At 39.4% G+C, this 19,848-nt stretch carries 15 protein-coding genes; 8 read left to right on the forward strand and 7 right to left on the reverse strand.

Going from position 1 to position 19,848, the window contains the following annotated elements:
• Positions 1–28 precede the first annotated feature (28 nt).
• From QAP06_RS05655 to QAP06_RS05690, 8 genes are all read left to right on the forward strand, one after another.
• The gene (locus QAP06_RS05655) at positions 29–544 is read left to right on the forward strand and encodes a hypothetical protein (RefSeq protein ID WP_000523557.1); all 516 of its coding nucleotides are present in this window, start codon (positions 29–31) and stop codon (positions 542–544) included.
• On the forward strand, positions 544–1,251 hold the full coding sequence (tlyA, locus tag QAP06_RS05660; protein WP_286465369.1) for a 23S rRNA (cytidine-2'-O)-methyltransferase TlyA: 708 nt from the start codon (positions 544–546) through the stop codon (positions 1,249–1,251). Before QAP06_RS05655 ends, tlyA begins: the two co-directional genes overlap by 1 nt.
• A complete protein-coding gene (locus QAP06_RS05665) occupies positions 1,217–2,059 on the forward strand; it encodes a bifunctional riboflavin kinase/FAD synthetase (RefSeq protein ID WP_286465371.1) in 843 nt (280 codons plus the stop codon). Before tlyA ends, QAP06_RS05665 begins: the two co-directional genes overlap by 35 nt.
• Before the next feature lie 46 nt (positions 2,060–2,105).
• Entirely contained in the window at positions 2,106–4,031 is a 1,926-nt protein-coding gene (tkt, locus tag QAP06_RS05670) for a transketolase (RefSeq protein ID WP_286465373.1), read from the forward strand.
• A complete protein-coding gene (gene addB / locus QAP06_RS05675) occupies positions 4,028–6,364 on the forward strand; it encodes an ATP-dependent deoxyribonuclease AddB (protein ID WP_286465375.1) in 2,337 nt (778 codons plus the stop codon). The genes tkt and addB overlap by 4 nt, the downstream gene beginning before the upstream one ends.
• Complete coding sequence (locus tag QAP06_RS05680) at positions 6,361–8,859, forward strand: DNA translocase FtsK (protein WP_286465377.1); 2,499 nt, start codon at positions 6,361–6,363, stop codon at positions 8,857–8,859. The genes addB and QAP06_RS05680 overlap by 4 nt, the downstream gene beginning before the upstream one ends.
• Before the next feature lie 167 nt (positions 8,860–9,026).
• Positions 9,027–10,307 (forward strand): MFS transporter, encoded by a 1,281-nt coding sequence (locus QAP06_RS05685; RefSeq protein ID WP_286465379.1) that lies wholly within the window; start codon positions 9,027–9,029, stop codon positions 10,305–10,307.
• A gap of 53 nt (positions 10,308–10,360) precedes the next feature.
• On the forward strand, positions 10,361–11,170 hold the full coding sequence (locus QAP06_RS05690; RefSeq protein WP_286465381.1) for a flagellar hook-basal body protein: 810 nt from the start codon (positions 10,361–10,363) through the stop codon (positions 11,168–11,170).
• Positions 11,171–11,388: 218 nt separating this feature from the next.
• Here QAP06_RS05690 and QAP06_RS05695 read toward each other — a convergent pair whose 3' ends face one another.
• The 7 genes from QAP06_RS05695 to fliF form a co-directional block, all read right to left on the reverse strand.
• Entirely contained in the window at positions 11,389–11,601 is a 213-nt protein-coding gene (locus tag QAP06_RS05695) for a hypothetical protein (protein ID WP_286465383.1), read from the reverse strand.
• A 279-nt stretch (positions 11,602–11,880) separates the two neighbouring features.
• Positions 11,881–12,639, reverse strand: coding sequence for a protein NO VEIN domain-containing protein (locus QAP06_RS05700; RefSeq protein ID WP_286465385.1), 759 nt, complete (start codon positions 12,637–12,639; stop codon positions 11,881–11,883).
• Between the two features lie 15 nt (positions 12,640–12,654).
• Positions 12,655–14,445: a translation elongation factor 4 gene (gene lepA / locus QAP06_RS05705; protein WP_286467579.1), complete on the reverse strand. Its 1,791-nt coding sequence runs from the start codon at positions 14,443–14,445 to the stop codon at positions 12,655–12,657.
• Between the two features lie 14 nt (positions 14,446–14,459).
• Positions 14,460–16,310, reverse strand: coding sequence for a 1-deoxy-D-xylulose-5-phosphate synthase (dxs, locus tag QAP06_RS05710; RefSeq protein WP_286465386.1), 1,851 nt, complete (start codon positions 16,308–16,310; stop codon positions 14,460–14,462).
• 2 nt (positions 16,311–16,312) lie between these two features.
• Entirely contained in the window at positions 16,313–17,089 is a 777-nt protein-coding gene (gene fliH, locus QAP06_RS05715) for a flagellar assembly protein FliH (protein WP_286465387.1), read from the reverse strand.
• Positions 17,076–18,107: a flagellar motor switch protein FliG gene (gene fliG / locus QAP06_RS05720; RefSeq protein WP_077656576.1), complete on the reverse strand. Its 1,032-nt coding sequence runs from the start codon at positions 18,105–18,107 to the stop codon at positions 17,076–17,078. Before fliG ends, fliH begins: the two co-directional genes overlap by 14 nt.
• A gap of 17 nt (positions 18,108–18,124) precedes the next feature.
• On the reverse strand, positions 18,125–19,828 hold the full coding sequence (gene fliF, locus QAP06_RS05725; protein ID WP_286465391.1) for a flagellar basal-body MS-ring/collar protein FliF: 1,704 nt from the start codon (positions 19,826–19,828) through the stop codon (positions 18,125–18,127).
• Positions 19,829–19,848: the final 20 nt, after the last annotated feature.

A 19,848-nucleotide genomic window follows, 5' to 3' on the forward strand; every position in this document is an offset into this window, starting at 1 on the left:
CTAAAAATGGCATGGGTTTTAGCAAGGAATGGGCTTGAAAAATCTCTCAACGCTTCTGGTGTTTTTATTCTTTTGTTTAGGGTGTGTGAGCAATTTTAATGAAGACACTTACACGCCGGATCTCATTTTAGAAAAAAAGATCCAAGCCAGCAGGAAAGGCGAAATCACCCAAAATAATGTGCCTATCATCACGGCTATCGCTACGCATTTAAACGATGTGGATAGCGGCGCTTACTATGACCATGAGTATTTTTTAGTGGAGATTTTCACGCAAAATAACGACTGGATTGATGATGGCTATATTTCTTATGAACTTTTTGGCACAAAACCTATAGGAAAAGAGCCTTTATGGGTGCGAGAAATCACAAAAGATGAATTTGATGGCATTTTAGAAACCACGAATCGCTGGAGCAGAGCCTTTTTACTCGCTTTTGACAAATTGGATTATTTAGCGGTGCAAGAAGCCAAACTAGAGCTTGATGCCTATAGTTTAGGCAAGATTGTTTTTAATTTCGCTTATCAAGTCCCCTTACCTCAATTTTAATGCGCTTAGATTACGCTTTATTCAACCAGCATTTAGTGAATAGCAGAGAAAAAGCTAAAGCGTTGGTTTTAAAAAATCAGGTTTTAGTCAATAAAATGGTGGTTTCTAAACCCTCTTTTATGGTGAGAGAGGGCGATAAGATTGAACTCATCGCTACAAACCTATTCGTTAGCAGGGCTGGGGAAAAATTAGTGGCTTTTTTAGAAGATCACTTTATAGATTTTAAAAAAAAGGTGGTTTTAGATGTGGGAGCGAGTAAGGGGGGCTTTAGTGAAGTGGCTCTTTTAAAAGGGGCTAAAAAGGTGCTTTGCGTGGATGTGGGGAAAATGCAATTAGATGAGGGTTTGAAACAAGACAAGCGCATAGAATGTTATGAAGAATGCGATATTAGAGGGTTTAAAACGCCAGAAAAAATTGACTTAGTGCTTTGTGATGTGAGCTTTATTTCTTTATATTGTATTTTAGAAGCGATTTTGCCTTTAAGCGGTGAATTTTTGGCGCTTTTCAAACCTCAATTTGAAGTGGGCAGAGCGACAAAACGCAATAAAAAGGGGGTGGTGTTGGATAAAGAAGCCATTTTGAACGCTTTAGAAAACTTTAAAAACCATTTAAAAACAAAGGATTTTCAAATCTTAAAGATCCAAGAAAGCTTAGTGAAAGGGAAGAATGGGAATGTTGAATTTTTTATCCATTTCAAGCGAGCCTGAGATTAAAAGCTTAGCTATTGGTAAATTTGATGGCTTGCATCTAGGGCATCAAGCCCTTTTTAAGGAATTAAAAGATCCCAAAGCCCTTTTAATCATAGAAAAAAAATATTACACTAAAGGCTATTTAACCCCCCTAAAATACCGCGCTAAACTCGTGGGCATGCCTTTATTTTTTGTGTATTTAGAAGAGATTTCGCAATTAAACGCTTTAGAATTTTTAGATCTTTTAAAAAAGAAATTCCCCCATTTAGAACGCCTAGTGGTGGGCTATGATTTCAGGTTTGGGCATGAAAGACAAAATGACGCTTTGTTTTTAAAAGAGCGTTTTGAAAAAACCATTATTGTGCCTGAAGTGAAAATTCAAGAGATTAGCGTGCATTCTAAAACCATCAAACTAGCCCTAAGTCATGGCGACTTGTCTTTAGCCAACAAGCTCTTAGGCAGGCCTTATGAAGTGTGCGGGGAAGTCATTAGCGATCAAGGCTTAGGGCATAAAGAATTAGCGCCTACTTTAAATATAAAAACTAAAGATTTTATTCTCCCTAGTTTTGGGGTGTATGCGAGTTTAGTGAAAGTAAAAGATCCAATTTATCAAAAAAGCGTGAGTTTTATAGGCAATCGCTTAAGCACGGATCAACATTTCGCCATAGAATGCCATGTGCTTGATACCATCATAGAAAAACCGCCCAAAGAAATCGCTTTGCGTTGGGTTCAAAAAATACGAGAAAACATGCGTTTTTCTTCGTTAAAAGAGCTTAAAAATCAGATCCAACAAGACATCTTAAGAGCCAAAGAGATTTTGAGATAATTTGTGTTAAAATGGCTTTTAAAAACCTTAAAAATGGAAAAATTTGATGCAATTTAGTAACGCTGACTTGGAACGATTAAAAAGCATGGCCAACACGCTGCGCTTTTTGTGTGCGGACATGATAGATATGGCCAATAGCGGGCATCCGGGCGTGTGCTTGGGATTAGCCGATGTGATGGTGGTTTTAAGCTTGCACCTAAACCTAAACCCCACCAACCCTAAATGGCTCAACAGGGACAGGCTGGTTTTTAGCGGAGGGCATGCGAGCGCGTTAGCGTATAGTTTGTTGCATTTGTGGGGCTTTGATTTGAGCTTGGAAGATTTAAAGCGTTTCAGGCAATTACACTCTAAAACCCCAGGACACCCCGAATTGCACCACACCGAAGGCATTGAGATCACGACTGGGCCTTTGGGGCAAGGTTTTGCTAACGCTGTGGGCTTTAGCATGGCGAGTCAATACGCTCAAAACCTTTTAGATAAAGAAGCCATTTCTCATAAAGTCTATTGCTTGTGTGGGGATGGGGATTTGCAAGAAGGCATTAGTTATGAGAGCGCTTCTTTAGCCGGGCACCTCAACCTGAATAACCTCATTGTGATTTATGATAGTAATCAGATCAGTATTGAAGGCGCTATTAATATTAGTTTCAGCGAACAGGTCAAGATGCGGTTTTTGGCGCAAAATTGGGAAGTGCTAGAATGCGATGGGCATGACTATCAAGCGATTCATAACGCTTTAGAAGAAGCCAAAAAATCCACCAAACCCACGCTTTTAATCGCTCATACGATTATTGGTAAGGGAGCTATTGGCTTAGAGGGGAGTGAAAAAACGCATGGCTCACCCCTAAATAAAGAAGTGTTAAAGCAATCCAAAGAAAACGCTCAAATCAATCCTGATGAAAGCTTTATCATTAGCCCAAAAAACAAAATGCATTTTGAAGAAGTGAAAGTTAGGGGCGTTAGTTTAGAAGCCTTATGGGAAAAATCCTTAAGCCCTAAAATAAAAGAAAAGATCCATGCGTTAAAGAATTTTGATTTTAACACCATCCATTACCCCACCTTTAAAGAAGGCGAATCTTTAGCCACGAGAGTGAGTAACGGCATGATTTTAAACGCTATCGCTAAAGAATGCGAGGGCTTTTTGGGGGGGAGCGCGGATTTAGCTCCGTCTAATAACACGCAATTAAAACACTCTGGCGATTTCCCTTTAGGGCAAAACTTGCATTTTGGGATCAGAGAGCATGCCATGGGGGCTATCACTAACGCTTTAGCGGCGTATGGCTTGTTTGTGCCTTTTTGCGCGACCTTTTTTGTGTTTAGCGATTACTTGATGCCCAGCATTCGTTTGAGCGCTTTAATGAAATTAAAAGCCCTTTTTATCTTTACGCATGACAGCATTGGCGTGGGCGAAGACGGGGCGACGCACCAGCCTATAGAGCAGTTGAGCCATTTGCGCGCTTTGCCCAATTTCTATGCTTTCAGACCCAGCGACGCTTTTGAAAATACGGCTTGCATGCAAGTAGCGTTAAGTTTGAACGCTCCTAGCGGGCTTATTTTATCGCGCCAGAATTTACCTGTGCTTGATGAGGTCTCTAAAGATCAGGTTTTAAAAGGGGCGTATGTTAAACACCACTCTAAAGATCCCATTATCACGCTGGTTGCGAGCGGGAGCGAAGTTTCTTTGGCTTTAGAGAGCGCTAAAATTTTAGAGCGAGAAAATATCCCCACTCAAGTGGTGAGCGTGCCATGCTTTGATTTATTGATAGAGCAAGATGAAAGCTATCTTAAAGAACTTTTTAAGGGTAAAGTTTTAGTGATTGAAGCGAGCCGCGCGATAGAGTGGTATCGTTTTGCGGATAAAATCATTGGCATGGATTCTTTTGGGAGTTCAGCAAAGGGCGATAAACTCTTTGAAAAATTTGGCTTTAGCGTTGAAAACATCACCGCTCAAGCTAAAAGGTTGCTCAACGCATGAACTTAGAAAAACTTTTTTTAGAAAAAACCCCCTTGTTTGTTTTTAGCTCCACTAGGCGTTTAAAACATTTCTATTTAGAGCAAGGCGAAGGGTTTTTGCCTAACGCAATGAGCATGGGGAATTTTTTTGAACAGGCTTTTTACATCCCTAATAAAAAGAAAATCCCTAAAAACGCACGCCAAATTTTAATGATAGACACCATTAAGGCTATCGCTAAAGAAAAAAAATCCATTCTTGAAGGGCTTTTACTTTTTGAAAACAGCTTTTTAGGGTATTTGGAAAGCACCTCCTTTTTGTTTGATTTGTTTGATGAGTTAAGTTCTGCTTGCATCAAGCTCAATGAACTTTCTTTTAAAGACATTTACTTGGATTATGAAAAGCATTTAGAAGTCTTAGAAATGATTTATGATCGCTACATTAAAAAGCTAGAAGAATTAGGCTTTTATGACAAAATCATGCAAGAAAAGCCCACCATTTTAAAAGAATTTTTTGCACATTTTTCCTCCATTGAATGGCATTTAGACGGCTTTATGAGCGTTTTTGAAAGGCAATGCTTATTAGAAGTGGCGGAGTTAGTGCCTATCACTTTACACCTGTCATGCGATAAATACAATCAAAAATTCTTGGAATTTCTCAATCTCAAATTAGAAACAGATTGCGATTATTCCATTGATTTTAAAACCCAAAAGATCCTTTCTCAAACTTTTAATGATCAAAAAATAGAGCCAAAGCTTTATGCTAACTCCAGTTATTTAAAACAAGGCGCTTTAGTTTTACAAACCATAGAAGAATATTTGCAAAAAGATAACGATCCTAATAAAATGGCGATCATCACGCCTAATGCGGATTTTTTACCTTTTTTAAAACTCTTAGACAAAAACAACAATTTGAATTTTGCGATGGGATTAGGGGCTAAAAACAGCCCTTATTATACAGAGCTTGTCAAAATCTTAGAAGATTTAGAAACAAGCGGTTTTGATTTGAGCGCATCGCCTTTATTGGATTTGGAAAATCTCACGCTCCCGCTTTTAGAACAACAAAGCTCTAAAGAAAAAGCACCCTTAAAAGAAGTGCATTCTCAAATCATGCACCAGTATCATCTTTTAAAAGACACGCTTAAAAACTACAGCCTTAAAGATTTATTGCATTTGTATTTGCAAGAATTTGAAGCCAATTTCCGCTTAGACGATTCTAGCGGGGGCAAAATACGAGTCATGGACACTTTAGAGACAAGGGGCATGCAATTTGATAAAATCGTTATTGTAGATTTTAATGAAACTTGCGTGCCAAGCCTTAAAGATTGCGATTTGTTTTTAAACTCTGCTTTAAGAAAATCGCTCAATCTCCCCACTTTATTAGATAAGAAAAATTTGCAAAAACACTATTACTACCAACTCTTTAAAAACTCTAAAGAAATAACACTTTCTTATATAGAGAGCGAAACTTCAAAAGTTTCTAACATGCTTTTAGAATTAAATTTGCATACAGAGCCTATCAAAGACGCTTACACGCTTTTTGCACCAAGTCCTTTAAAAGACTACCAAGAAGAAGAAATCAAAGCCGCTATCCCTAAAGATTTTAGCTTTAGCGCTAGCTCATTGAACGCTTTTTTAACTTGCAAGCGCCGTTTTTACTACCACTACATGAAGCGATTCAAAGAAAGCCCTAAAGACGAAAGTAATAGCGCTGTGGGCAGTTTGCTCCATGAACTTTTAAAAGAAGCTTATGAAAAAGACAAAAACCCCTATGCATTAGAAGAGAGGCTTATTTGGCTCTTAGAAACAAGAGAAAACATTACCCCTAAAGAGCGTTTAGACACTCTTATAGCGCTTAAAAAAATCCAGGCTTTTTATACTAAAGAAAAAGAACGCTTTAAGGCAAAAATCAAAATCCTTGATCTTGAAAAAAGCTTTGAAACGGCCATTCAAGGCGTTGCGTTTAAAGGGCGCATAGACAGGATTGACAAAACGGCTGACAATGAGATTATTTTATTGGATTACAAATTCAAAAGCGAGTTGAAATTAGACAACATGAGCAAAAAACAAAGAGGAGGCTTAAGCCCCATAGAAATCGCTCAAATCAGCACCGATTATCAAATGGCCATCTATGCGTTTGCCCTTAAAAATCTGGGCTACAAAGAGCCTATAAAAGCCTTTTTTTATGATTTGAGAAAGGGCGAATTAGTGGAAGAAGATGAGCTTATTTTACAGGCCAAAATGGATCATTTGGAATTTTCCCTTATCCCCAAGCTCAAACAAGAAATGGATTTTGAAAAAACTTTAGAAGTTAAAGATTGTGAATATTGCTCTTTTAAAGACATGTGCAACCGATGAAATCTAAAAAACTTTATTTGGCTTTAATCATAGGGGTTTTATTAGCGTTTTTAACCCTATCTTCATGGCTGGGTAATAGCGGTTTAGTGGGGCGTTTTGGGGTATGGTTTGCCGCACTCAATAAAAAATATTTTGGGTATCTTTCATTCATCAACTTACCCTATTTAGCGTGGGTTTTATTCCTTTTATACAAGACTAAAAACCCTTTTACAGAAATCGTTTTAGAAAAAACTTTAGGGCATCTATTAGGCATTTTATCTTTACTCTTTTTGCAATCTAGCCTATTGAATCAAGGGGAAATCGGCAACAGTGCGTGTTTGTTTTTACGCCCTTTTATAGGGGACTTTGGGCTTTATGCGCTGATAATGCTTATGGTAGTTATTTCTTATTTGATTTTATTCAAACTGCCCCCTAAAAGCGTTTTTTATCCTTATATGAACAAAACACAAAGCCTTTTAAAAGAGATTTACAAACAATGCTTACAAGCCTTTAGCCCTAATTTTAGCCTGAAAAAAGAGGGTTTTGAAAACACCTTATCAGATCTTCAAAAAAAAGAAACCAACAACCCTAAAGAAAAAGAAAATCTCAAAGAAAACCCCATTGATGAAAACCACAAAACCCCTAACGAAGAATCGTTTCTAGCGATCCCCACCCCCTATAACACGACTTTAAACGATCTAAAGCCGCAAGAAGGCTTGGTTCAAATTTCCCCAAACCCCCCTACCCATTACACCATTTACCCTAAAAGAAACCGATTTGATGATTTTTCCAACCCCATTAGCCCCACTTTAAAAGAAATTAAACAAGAAACTCTTACGCCCACCACGCCCAAACCTATCATGCCCGCATCTGCGCCCAACACAGAAAATGACAACAAAACACAAAACCACAAAGCCCCAAACCATCCAAAAAAAGAAGAAAGCCCGCAAGAAAACGCGCAAGAAGAAATGATAAAAGAAGAAGAAAAAGAAACACAAGACGCTCCAAACTTTAGCCCAGCAACCCCCACAAGCGCTAAAAAACCCGTTATGGTTAAAGAATTGAGCGAAAATAAAGAGATATTAGACGGATTGGATTATGGCGAAGTGCAAAAACCCAAAGATTATGAGCTTCCCACAACGCAATTATTGAATGCGGTTTGTTTGAAGGACACTTCTTTAGATGAAAACGAGATTGACCAAAAAATCCAGGATTTATTGAGCAAACTGCGCACCTTTAAAATTGATGGCGATATTATCCGCACTTATTCAGGCCCTATTGTAACCACTTTTGAATTCCGCCCAGCCCCCAATGTTAAGGTGAGCCGCATTTTAGGCTTGAGCGATGATTTAGCAATGACTTTATGCGCTGAATCCATTCGCATTCAAGCCCCTATTAAGGGTAAAGATGTCGTTGGCATTGAAATCCCTAACAGCCAAAGCCAAATTATTTATTTAAGAGAAATTTTAGAGAGCGAATTGTTTCAAAAATCCAGCTCGCCCTTAACTCTAGCTTTAGGCAAAGACATTGTGGGCAACCCTTTCATCACGGATTTAAAAAAGCTCCCCCACTTGCTCATCGCCGGCACGACAGGAAGCGGTAAGAGCGTGGGCGTGAATGCGATGATTTTATCCTTACTTTATAAAAACCCCCCCGATCAGCTCAAATTAGTGATGATCGATCCCAAAATGGTAGAATTTAGCATTTATGCGGACATCCCTCATTTACTCACGCCCATTATCACCGACCCTAAAAAAGCTATTGGGGCTTTACAGAGCGTGGCTAAAGAAATGGAGCGCCGATATTCTTTAATGAGCGAATACAAGGTTAAAACCATTGATTCTTACAACGAGCAAGCCCCAAATAACGGCGTTGAAGCGTTCCCCTATTTGATTGTAGTGATTGATGAATTAGCGGATCTCATGATGACAGGAGGCAAAGAAGCGGAGTTTCCTATCGCCAGAATCGCTCAAATGGGGCGAGCGAGCGGTTTACACCTCATTGTAGCGACCCAACGCCCAAGCGTGGATGTCGTAACCGGCTTGATTAAAACCAACTTGCCTTCAAGGGTGAGTTTTAGGGTAGGCACTAAAATTGATTCTAAAGTGATTTTAGATACCGATGGGGCACAAAGCTTGTTAGGAAGGGGCGATATGCTCTTTACCCCCCCAGGAGCGAATGGGTTAGTGCGCTTGCATGCCCCCTTTGCCACTGAAGATGAAATCAAAAAAATCGTGGATTTTATTAAAGCCCAAAAAGAAGTGGAATACGATAAAGATTTCTTGCTAGAAGAATCGCGCATGCCTTTAGACACCCATAACTATCAAGGCGATGACATTTTAGAAAGGGCTAAAGCGGTGATTTTAGAAAAAAAGATCACTTCTACGAGTTTTTTACAACGCCAATTAAAAATCGGCTACAACCAAGCCGCTACCATTACTGACGAATTAGAAGCTCAAGGCTTTTTATCCCCAAGAAACGCCAAAGGCAACAGAGAGATTTTGCAAAACTTTTAGGCTTTGTTTTCATTAAATATTGGCAATAGAAACATTATTTTTAATTTTTAAAAAACTTTTCTCAATGATACAAACGATACCAACCTTTCATCTATTAATCAAATATTATCTGTGGTTTCCCTAACTCCTAGTAAAATTACCTAAAAATTTCATGTTCAAGGATAGCCATGAACCCCCAACTCGCCACCAAAAAACCCTTAAAATCCCTTTTAGCCGCTAGTTCAGGCAATTTAGTGGAATGGTATGACTTTTACGCTTATGCGTTTCTCGCTCCTTATTTTGCTAAGGAATTTACCCACACGAACGACCCCACTTTAGCGCTAATTTCAGCTTTTTTGGTTTTTATGCTAGGGTTTTTCATGCGCCCTTTGGGGAGTTTGTTTTTTGGTAAATTGGGGGATAAAAAGGGGCGTAAAACTTCTATGGTGTATTCCATTATCCTTATGGCGCTAGGCTCTTTTTTGCTCGCATTGCTCCCCACTAAAGAAATCGTAGGGGAATGGGCGTTCTTGTTTTTATTATTAGCCAGGCTTTTACAGGGCTTTAGCGTGGGAGGAGAATATGGCGTGGTCGCTACTTACCTCTCTGAATTAGGCAAGAATGGCAAAAAAGGTTTTTATGGATCTTTCCAATATGTAACTTTAGTTGGAGGGCAACTCTTAGCTATTTTTTCTCTCTTTATCGTTGAAAATATTTACACGCATGAGCAAATCAGCGCGTTCGCTTGGCGTTATTTATTCGCTTTAGGGGGTATATTAGCCCTACTCTCGCTCTTTTTAAGAAATATCATGGAAGAAACCATGGATAGCAAAACAACTTCCAAAAACACTATTAAAGAAGAAACCCAAAGAGGCAGTTTAAAGGAATTGCTCCACCATAAAAAAGCCTTAATGATAGTCTTTGGGCTAACTATGGGAGGGAGTTTGTGTTTTTATACTTTTACGGTGTATTTAAAGATCTTTTTAACCAACAGCTCATCATTCAGCCCTAAAGAAAGCAGTTTCATCATGCTTTTAGCGCTCTCTTATTTTATCTTCTTACAGCCCTTATGCGGGATGCTTGCGGATAAAATCAAACGCACCCAAATGCTGATGGTTTTTGCGATCACAGGGCTTATTGTAACGCCTGTTGTCTTTTATGGTATCAAGCATGCCACTAGCGTGTATGAAGCCCTATTTTATGAAATACTCGCATTGAGCAGCATGAGTTTTTACACTTGCATTGCTGGGGTCATTAAAGCGGAATTATTCCCTGAACATGTGCGAGCGCTTGGCGTGGGTTTAGCCTATGCGATTGCGAATGCGCTTTTTGGAGGGAGCGCGAGTTATGTAGCGTTGCAATTCAAACAACATGGTTTTGAAGCGGGATTTGTGGGCTATGTCATGTTGAGTATTGTTATCTTTATGGTTATGGTTATCATATTCCCTAAAAAAACCTATTTGGAATGAATCTGTTTTTATTTAATTTTTGCTATAATTTTTCTTTTTAAAAGGATTCTTGCATGCAAAATGGGTATTATGCAGCCACTGGAGCTATGGCGACACAATTTAACCGCTTGGATTTAACTTCTAATAATTTAGCTAATTTAAACACCAATGGCTTTAAAAGAGACGATGCGGTTACGGGCGATTTTTTAAGGCTTTACCAACAATACCGAGAGCAACTGCCCTTAGAAGATCAAACCAAAGCGAGCGCGAAGTATTTAAACCGCAATCTCAATCGTGTGCCTATTCTATCAGAAATCTATACGGATAGAAGCCTTGGCGCGTTTGAAGAAACGCATAACCCCCTAGATTTTGCCCTAACAAGCCCTAACCTCTATTTTGCGATACAAACTAATGAGGGCGTCGCTTATACCAGAGATGGGCATTTTAGCGTGGATAAAGACGGCTTTTTAGTTACTCTTAATGGCTTTAAGGTGCTTTCACGCTCTGGCTTGAACGAAAAAGGAGGGATCATGCTCATGCCTGACGCTGAAATTGAAGTGGATCAAAATGGTGGAATCACTTTTAGGGATAATGAAGCCCAAATTCAAGCGGGCGCGTTAGCTTTAGTGAGTTTTAGCGAACCAAAAAACCTTAAAAAAATAGGGCAAAACCTTTATACTTATCAGGGCGAAGGCGTCCATCAAGTCTCTGACTCTGGCGCGTTAAGACAATCCATGCTAGAAAAAAGCAATGTCAATGCGGTGCGTGAGATGAGCGCTTTGATTGAAATCAACCGCTTTTTGGACATGTATTCTAAAGTGCTAAAAACCCACCAAGACGACATGAACGCTGAAGCGATCAACAAACTCGCTACAAAAGCTTAAATTTTTGGCGATTTTAAAATCCATAGGAGGGTTTTTGCGATACCCTAACTCCCTAATAACGCTTTTTTAAAAGCCTTGTTAATCTTTTTTATATAGGATTAGTTTTAAAAGAGTTTAAAGAATTAAATGCCTTTTCTTTTGTAATCGCTTGCAAAGTAGACGGTAACGCAAGCTTCTCTTTATAGCCGCTAGCTATTCAACAATAATTCAATTTTTAATTATTTCGTTTGTTGTTTAAAAACGCTCTTTATTGTGGTATTCTGTAAGCAAGTGTCCCAATTTTGATTGTTATGGTTCTTGTGGTTTAAGCTCGTTTGTGGTAGGATATTCCCATTAAGGTTTGAGACGCTATAGTTGGTGCCGTCTCCGTAATGATTAGAGAGTGTCCCATTGGTTTCTAATTCCCTTAATGTTTTTATCGCCCCAATCAAGCTTTTTTATTATCCACTTGATTATCAGCGTTCATTTTAAGATAGAGCCATTCCAAAAGCTTGTAAAAATTTTCTTTCTGCTTCCACTAAACTAGGGTTTAAGAGCAAGTCATTCTTTTCTAATTTGATTGCGCCTTTTTAGCATAACCAACACCCTATCTAAAGAGATCTTTTTTTTTATTTATAAATGTGATTTTATATTTTTACTCCAACGCCAAGTCAATCAAAATCTGCCAATTCTCTTTATAGTGTTGGAGTTGCAACAAGCTCTTTGTGAAGCTATTTTATTTGCCCTATTAAGTGGTATTCCAAAATGCTTTTTTGCTTCCTCTCGCATGCCTTAAACTCTAAATGTTTTAAGGGGTTAGCAATGGACAAAAGATGGGGTTTTTCACTTAAATTCAATACCACCACAAGCACATAATCATGGCTATAAGTTTGTGCTTGCTCATATTCTTTTTGAGTCAATCTCAATGGCCCTTGCTTTTCCCTAATCCCCTTAACTTCCACTAAAAACGCTCGCTTGTTGGTTTGAATATAGAAGTCATACCCATCGCCAAAAAGACGCATGTCTTTTAAATGCCCACAAGAAAATATTTTGATGTTTTTATAGTGGTTTAAGAAATACAATTCGGCTTCTAAACCTGTTTCTTGCATGCTTTTATATTGGGTTTTGAGGTAAGCGTTAGGGGTAATGCCTAAATCTTTGATTCCGTATTGTTCTTGCAAAAACCATTTCACAATATGGCTAAAACCTTTAGCGTCTTCATCTTTAAACAAGCTATCAATCCATAATTTTCTATGGATATAGGCATCGCCTTTTTGCCACCAACCTTTGCGTTTGTTAGGAAAAAAATAATCAAATAAATCCATGCGATTTTTGATAACGCCAGTCGTGTCAGCTAGGCCAATTTGGACGCAATATTCAAAAAAAGCATTTTTAGTAGAAAAGCCAAATTCTTTAATAAAATCATTATCAAATTTCGCCAAAGCATAGCCTATGAGATTTAAAATTTCATAATTTCTATGTTTTGCCATAGACTTAGCAATGCCCTAATCGATCTTTAATATCGCTAAAAACGCTTCTTGGGGAAGCTCCACCTTACCGATAGCTTTCATGCGTTTCTTGCCCTCTTTTTGTTTTTCTAAAAGTTTTCTTTTCCGTGTAATATCGCCCCCATAGCACTTAGCCGTTACATTCTTACCGACAGATTTGATCGTCTCTCTGGCGATGATTTTATTCCCCACGCTCGCTTGGATAGCGACTTCAAAAAGCTGTCTTGGGATAAGCTCTTTCATCGTTTCCACTAAAGCGCGCCCCTTTTCATACGCCTTGTTTTTATCTATAATGATAGAAAGCGCATCCACCACATCGCCTGCCACCCTCACATCTAACTTCACCAAATGGGCCTCTCTGTTTTCTATCGGCTCATAATCAAAGCTCGCATACCCTTTAGTGCAAGATTTGAGCTTGTCATAAAAATCCATCACAATTTCGTTGCTCGGCAAGGAATAAGTGAGCATGATACGAGATTGGTTCAAATATTCCATTTTTTCTTGAATGCCTCTTTTATTGTTCAATAACTGCATTAAATTACCCAAAAATTCACTCGGCGTGATGATCGTCGCCCTCACAAAAGGCTCTTTGATGCAAGCGATACAATTTTCAGGGGGCAATTCGCTAGGGTTTTGAACGTATTTGATGCTATTATCCGTCAAATGCACTTCATACACCACCGTGGGAGCGGTAGCGATGAGGTTAAGGCCAAATTCCCTTTCCAGCCTTTCTTTAATCACTTCCATGTGCAATAGCCCTAAAAAGCCCACCCTAAAGCCAAAGCCAAGCGCCACAGAGCTTTCAGGCTCAAAATTTAAAGCGCAATCGTTAAGCTGGAGTTTCAATAACGCTTCTCTTAAATCTTCAAACCGATCCGTTTCTATAGGGTAAAGCCCCGCAAAAACAAAGGGTTTAGCCGGCATAAAGCCTTCAATGGGTTTAGGGGTAGGGTTTTTAGCGTCTGTGAGCGTGTCGCCTACCGCAATATCCGTAACGCTTTTTAGCCCTAAACTCACAATGCCAATCTCACCGCATTCTAAACTTTTAGTAGGGATTTTTTTCAAAGGGTTGGGGTAGTATAGCCCTAAAACGCCGTGTTTTTTACCCGTTCCCATCACTAAAATTTCTTGCTCTGTGTTGATTCTCCCATCCATGATGCGCACCAACGCTAGCGCCCCTAAATAATTGTCAAACCATGAATCATAAATGAGCGCTTTTAAGGGAGCGTTAAAATCACCGCTAGGGGCAGGAATGGTCGTAATGATTTTTTCTAACAAATCTTTAATGCCAAGCCTGGCTTTAGCGCTCACTTCATTAGCATTAGAGCAATCAATCCCTATCGTGTCTTCTATATCCTGTTTGACTTCTAAAACATTCGCATTGGGCAAATCAATTTTATTGATCACTGGTAAAATTTCTAAATGGTTATCTAAAGCGATATAAGTGTTGGCGATGGTTTGCGCTTCCACGCCTTGAGTGGCATCTACCACTAATAACGCCCCTTCGCATGAACACAAAGAGCGAGACACTTCATAGCTAAAATCCACATGCCCTGGGGTGTCAATGAGGTTTAAAACATAATCCTCCCCCTTAAAAGTGTAATTCAAGCGCACGCTTTGAGCCTTAATCGTAATGCCCCTTTCTTTTTCAATATCCATAGTGTCCATCACTTGGCTGGTCATTTCTCTGTTACTGATAGCGTTGCATTCAGAAATCAAACAATCCGCTAAAGTGCTTTTACCATGGTCAATGTGAGCGATAATGGAAAAATTGCGGATATTTTTCATTGGCGTCTTTTCTTTCATCTCTCTTGTCCTAAATCTTTTAAAATAGCGTCAGTCAAACTCTCTGTGTCTAAGCCTAAGGATTTTTCCACTAAAGCGGTGTTCCCATGCATGATAAATTCGTCAATGATTTCAAAGCTTTTAACAGGCTTTAAAATATTTTGTTCGCTCAAAAACTCTAAAATCGCGCTAGCCACCCCCCCAAGCTTGTAATTATCGCTAAAAACATAGAGCTTTTGATAAGGGGCAACGATCGCGCTTAAATTTGGATCTAAGGGCTTTAAAAACCTGAGATCCAAAAGCGCACATTCTATGTTTTTTTCTTTTAAAGCCAGTTGGACCAAATGCGCCCGCCCCACGCCATTACCATAGCCTATGAGTAAAATTTCGCCCTCTTTTTTCAACAATTCGCTTCGCCCCAAAACAAAACCGCTAGGCTCAAAAACCCTCTCTTTTAATACAAACGACCCCCTAGGGTAGCGGAACGCGCAAGGGCTTGAATCATGCTCATTAGCAAAATACACGGCGTTTTTTAAAGTCTCATTGTCTCGTGGGGCAAAAATGACCATGTTAGGGATAGAGCGCAAATACGACACGTCTAAAAGCCCTTGGTGCGTCTCGCCATCTTCGCCCACAATCCCAGCCCTATCAATGGCTAATTTAATCGGCAAGCTAGAAATACAAGCGTCATGCACAATAGAATCATAAGCCCTTTGCAAAAAAGTAGAATAGATGCTCACAAAAGGTTTAAACCCCTCTTTAGCCATAGCACTGCTAGAAGTCAGGGCGTGTTGTTCAGCGATAGCGACATCAAAAAAGCGCAAAGGGTAAGCGTCAATGAGTTTGTCTAATCCTGTGCCGCTAGGCATCGCAGCGGTTACGCCTACGATTTTTTCATCTTTCTTGGCCAATTCTAAAAGGGTGTTAGAATACGCTTCAGTGGGCGATAAAGTCGCGCTTTTGGATTTTTTAGACAAGCCGGTATCCAAATCAAAAGGCCCCACCCCATGCCATTTTTCATAGCGCCCTTCAGCGATTTTATAGCCTTTGCCTTTTAAGGTTTGCGCATGGATTAGCACCGGTTCTTTAAGCTCTTTGGCTAATTTCAAGGTCTCAATAATCGCATTCAAATCATGCCCGTTAATAGGCCCTATATAGTTAATGCCCAATTCTTCAAAAAATACGCCCGGGGTGATGAGTTTAAAAGATTCTTCAAAACGGCTCGCTAAGTAATTCACGCTTTCAGGTAAGGTACTTAAGATTTTTTTAACTTTAGAGCGGAAAGACTGGTAAAACGGGCCTTTCATCAGCTGGCTAAGGGCTTTAGATAAGGCTCCAATAGGCGTGCTGATACTCATTTCATTATCGTTCAAAATCATGATCATGGGGTATTTCCTATCGCCCAGTTCGTTTAAGGCTTCATAAAAAATCCCTGCGCTAATGCTCCCATCGCCTAATAAAGCTATAGGCATGCCTAGCGCTTGTTTCAAACAAAAAGCTTTAGCCACCCCCACGCCTATAGACACAGAAGTGGAGCTATGCCCGGCAATGAAATAATCGTATGCGCTCTCGCTGGGCTTAGTAAAGCCACTCAAACCTTTAAATTGCCTTAGAGTGCTAAAGCTTTCAAAGCGCCCGGTTAAAAGCTTGTGAGCGTAAGCTTGATGCGAAGTGTCAAAAATGAAAGGGTTTTTTTGGCAATCAAATAAGGCATGCATGCTTACAATCAGCTCCACAGCCCCTAAAGAAGAGCTTAAATGCCCCCCATTAGCGCTCACCACTTCTAAAATACGACTCCGCAGCGTTTGGCACACCAACTCCAAACCTGCAATATCATTAGGGTTTAAATCAAAAGTTTTATTTTGCAAAATCACACCTTAAAATTTTCCAACACGCTTTCTTTGAGCGTTTTAAAGCGCTCCATTAAATTCCCATCAAGACTCCCGTTAGAGCTAGTGATCATAACGCCTCCTTTAGAAATAGCCTCATTGCTCTCTAATTTGATTTTAGAAACGTTTTGCAAACGCTCGTTTAAATAAGGGTAATCCAAGGGATTGACTTTTAAATGAATATCCGTTGCGTCTAAAACATTTTTTAAAAGCTCTTCAGCCAAAGCTAGGGCCACTTTTTGGCTGTTGTCTTCCACTTCTTTAAGGATCACTTCTTTAGCTATATCTATCGCAATCGCGCTCAGTTCCTTTTCTAAAGCCATTAAATGATCTTCTGATTTTTTCATTTTTTCATCTAAAGCCGTGATCGCATGCAAAAGCTGGTTTTTTTCTTCATTCACGCTGTGAGTGAGTTCGTTACGCATTTTTTCTTCACCCTCTTTAAAGCCGATTTTATAGCCGTCGTTTTTAGCGTTTTCAATCAAAGCTTTGCTCTCTTCTTGGGCTTTTTCAAATTGCATTTGCAATTTCACTAAATGGCTTGAAAGCTCATCGGTTTTTTTCAATAAGCAATCAATCAAATCGTTTTCTATCGCTTTTTTTTCCAAAGGCTCTTCTGGGTTAGGCGTTTCTAAAGACGCGCCATTAGGATTAGTTTTAGGGGGTAAATTTGCCATGCTCTTAAATTCGTATTTTTGAATGTCATGCTTATTCAAATGGTCTTTTTGGATCAAGTTTTTACGGCTATTCAATGACATCTTCCTCTTCACCGGTTTGGATCACGCCTTTTTCTTGCAAGCTCTGAACGATTTCAATGATCTTTCTTTGGGCCACATCCACATCTTTGATTTTGACCGCCCCAAGATATTGCATTTCTTCTACAAACTGCTCTGCAGCCCTACTGCTCATGTTGTTTAAGAATTTATCGGTTAAATCTTTCGTGGAAGTTTTTAACGCTAAAGACAAGTCTTTTTTATCCGCTACTTTCAAAATCTCTCTGATAGCGAAATTGTCTAGTTTGGCTATGTCTTCAAAAGTAAACATCATTTCTTTAATCGCGCCGGCGAGCTTGTTATCCACGCTTTCAATGCGAGCGAGCGTGGTTTTGGCGCTCTTTTGGCCTAATCGGTTAAAGATTTCAGCCACCGCTCTTAAGCCACCCACTTCAATTTTATAGCTAGTGAGCGATTCTAGTTTGTTTTCTAACACCGTGGAAACCCTTTTAACCACTTGGGGCGATATTTCGCCTAAATTCGCCATTCTAATGGAGATCTCCGCTTTCATTTCATCAGGGAAATAGCTCAAAGTTTCAGCCGCATTAGGGGCTTCCATGTGGGCTAAAATCAAGGCAATGGTTTGAGGGTGTTCGTTAATGATGAAATCAGCGAGTTGTTGGGGTTTGATTTTGCCTAAATAAGCGAAGTTTTTTTGCGTTTGCAAGCTTTTAGTGAGTTTATCCATCACTTTTTTGGCTTCTTCGCTCCCTAAAGTCCTGGTTAAAAGCTCTCTGGCGTATTCTAAACCGCCGGTATTGATGTATTGGTTAGACTGAAAAATCGCAAAAAATTCCTCTAAAACCGCCGCACCGATCTGCTTGTCTGTGCCGTTTAATTGCACGATTTGCTTAGAAATCTCTGTAATGGAGTCAATGTCTAAATGCCTTAAAATCTCGCCTGTGGTGTCTTCGCCCACTTGAATGAGTAAAATAGCGATTTTTTCACTCATGGAAAGTTCGTCTAATTGAGCCTTTTGTTTGGGGGTAAGCTTGGTTGCCATTTTTAACCTTTTATCTTTTAACCTTTCGTGCTGTCTGAAGAGATTTCATCTTTGATTAGGAGTTTAAAGAGCATTGCGATTTCATCAGGGCGTTCTTTAAGGGTCCCTCTAATCTTTTCTAAGATAATTTCGTATCTTACTTCTTCTTCGCTAAAGGTTGCATTAAGCCCTAATTGATCTTCTACTTTTTTTCTCAAATCGCCCAGTTTGTTCAATTCATCTTCTTCTTCATCCATTTCTTCAAACATGGATTTCACTTCCTTATCTTCATCAGGCACCACTTCTAGCATGCGTTCGCTGAAAGGCACAATCACTTTTTTATAGAAAATAAATAGCACTATAAACACTAAAATATACTTGATTAAAGGCGTGAATGAGCCTAAGATTTTTTGAGTCTTGTGCATGATTTTTTCGCTCAAAGTAGCGTTATCAATCATGGACGCCATAGGGTTAAACTCAAAATTACTCACCGCTACATCATCGCCTCTATTTTGATTATAGCCAATGGCTTGTTTCACCAGAGCGTTGATTTTTTGAAGCGATTCATCGCTCAAAGGCTCGTATTCTAAAGTGTTTGCCCCGTCTTTAAGCGCGATTTTATACTTGCCATCCACCACAACCGCCGCATTCAAACGCACTAAAGTGCCAAACTCGCCCTTAATCTCGCTAATGGTTTTACCCACTTCATAATTGGTCGTGTTTTGAGATTTTTCGTATTTTTCTGGCTCTTTATTGTCTTTCAATCCTTGCACAGGCCCAATATTGCTCACAACCCCAGGCACGCCGCCGACTTGTTTTTTAGAAGCGCCTTCTTTTTTTTCTTCTAAATTTTGCTCGCTCCTTACAACATTATTGGGATCAAAAGTCTCTTTAGTGCTTTTCTTTTGGCTGAAATCAAACTCCGCATTGACCCTTGCGACCACCCTGTTTTTACCCCCCACAATAGGGGCTAATATATTGACAATCTTATTTTCTAAAATGTTTTCAAAATTTTGTTTGTAATGCAATTGCTCTAGGGCTAATTCTTTGGAATTTTCCAATATATCGCCCTCGCCTATGGATTCACCATTTTCATTCACGATTTTCACATTTTCTATCGTGAGTTTAGGCACAGCTGCAGCGATTAAATTTTTAATCCCTAAAATTTGAGTGGGTGAAAGCTTCATGTCAGGCTTGAGTTTGAGCATCACCGAAGCGCTAGGAGGGACTTCTTTAGCCACAAACACGCTGTCTTTAGGGATTGCAATATGCACATTGGCTTTCAAAATGGGGTTTAAACTTTCAATCGTGCGCGACAATTCGCCTTCAATGGTGCGAATGAGTTTGATATTTTGATCAAAATCAGTCGCTCCAAAGTCTTTAGTGTCAAAGATTTCAAAGCCCACTTTACTCGTTTTAGGGATCCCTTGAGAAGCCAAAGTGATCCTTTCTTCATACACTTTATCTTTAGGGATAAGAATGGTGTCATCTTTTGAGACTTTATAAGGGATTTGGTTTTGCTGGAGGTGCTGTAAGATTAAAGCGTTATCGCTAGAGTCCAATCTTTCAAATAAAACCCCATAGCCCCCTTGCGCGTAGTCTTTTTCTTTAAAGGGATAGAGCAACAAAAACACAAGCAAGGCGGTGATCAAAACCCCCGCTGCGATCAGGGCGATTTTTTGCTTTTTATTGAGCTTGATGAAAAAATCAACAATCCGTTGCAATAATACCTTTAAATCCAATATTAAAACCTTGATAAAAT

Origin of the sequence: Helicobacter pylori (genome assembly GCF_030323545.1) — a bacterium.
Classification (GTDB): Bacteria; Campylobacterota; Campylobacteria; order Campylobacterales; family Helicobacteraceae; genus Helicobacter; species Helicobacter pylori_CO.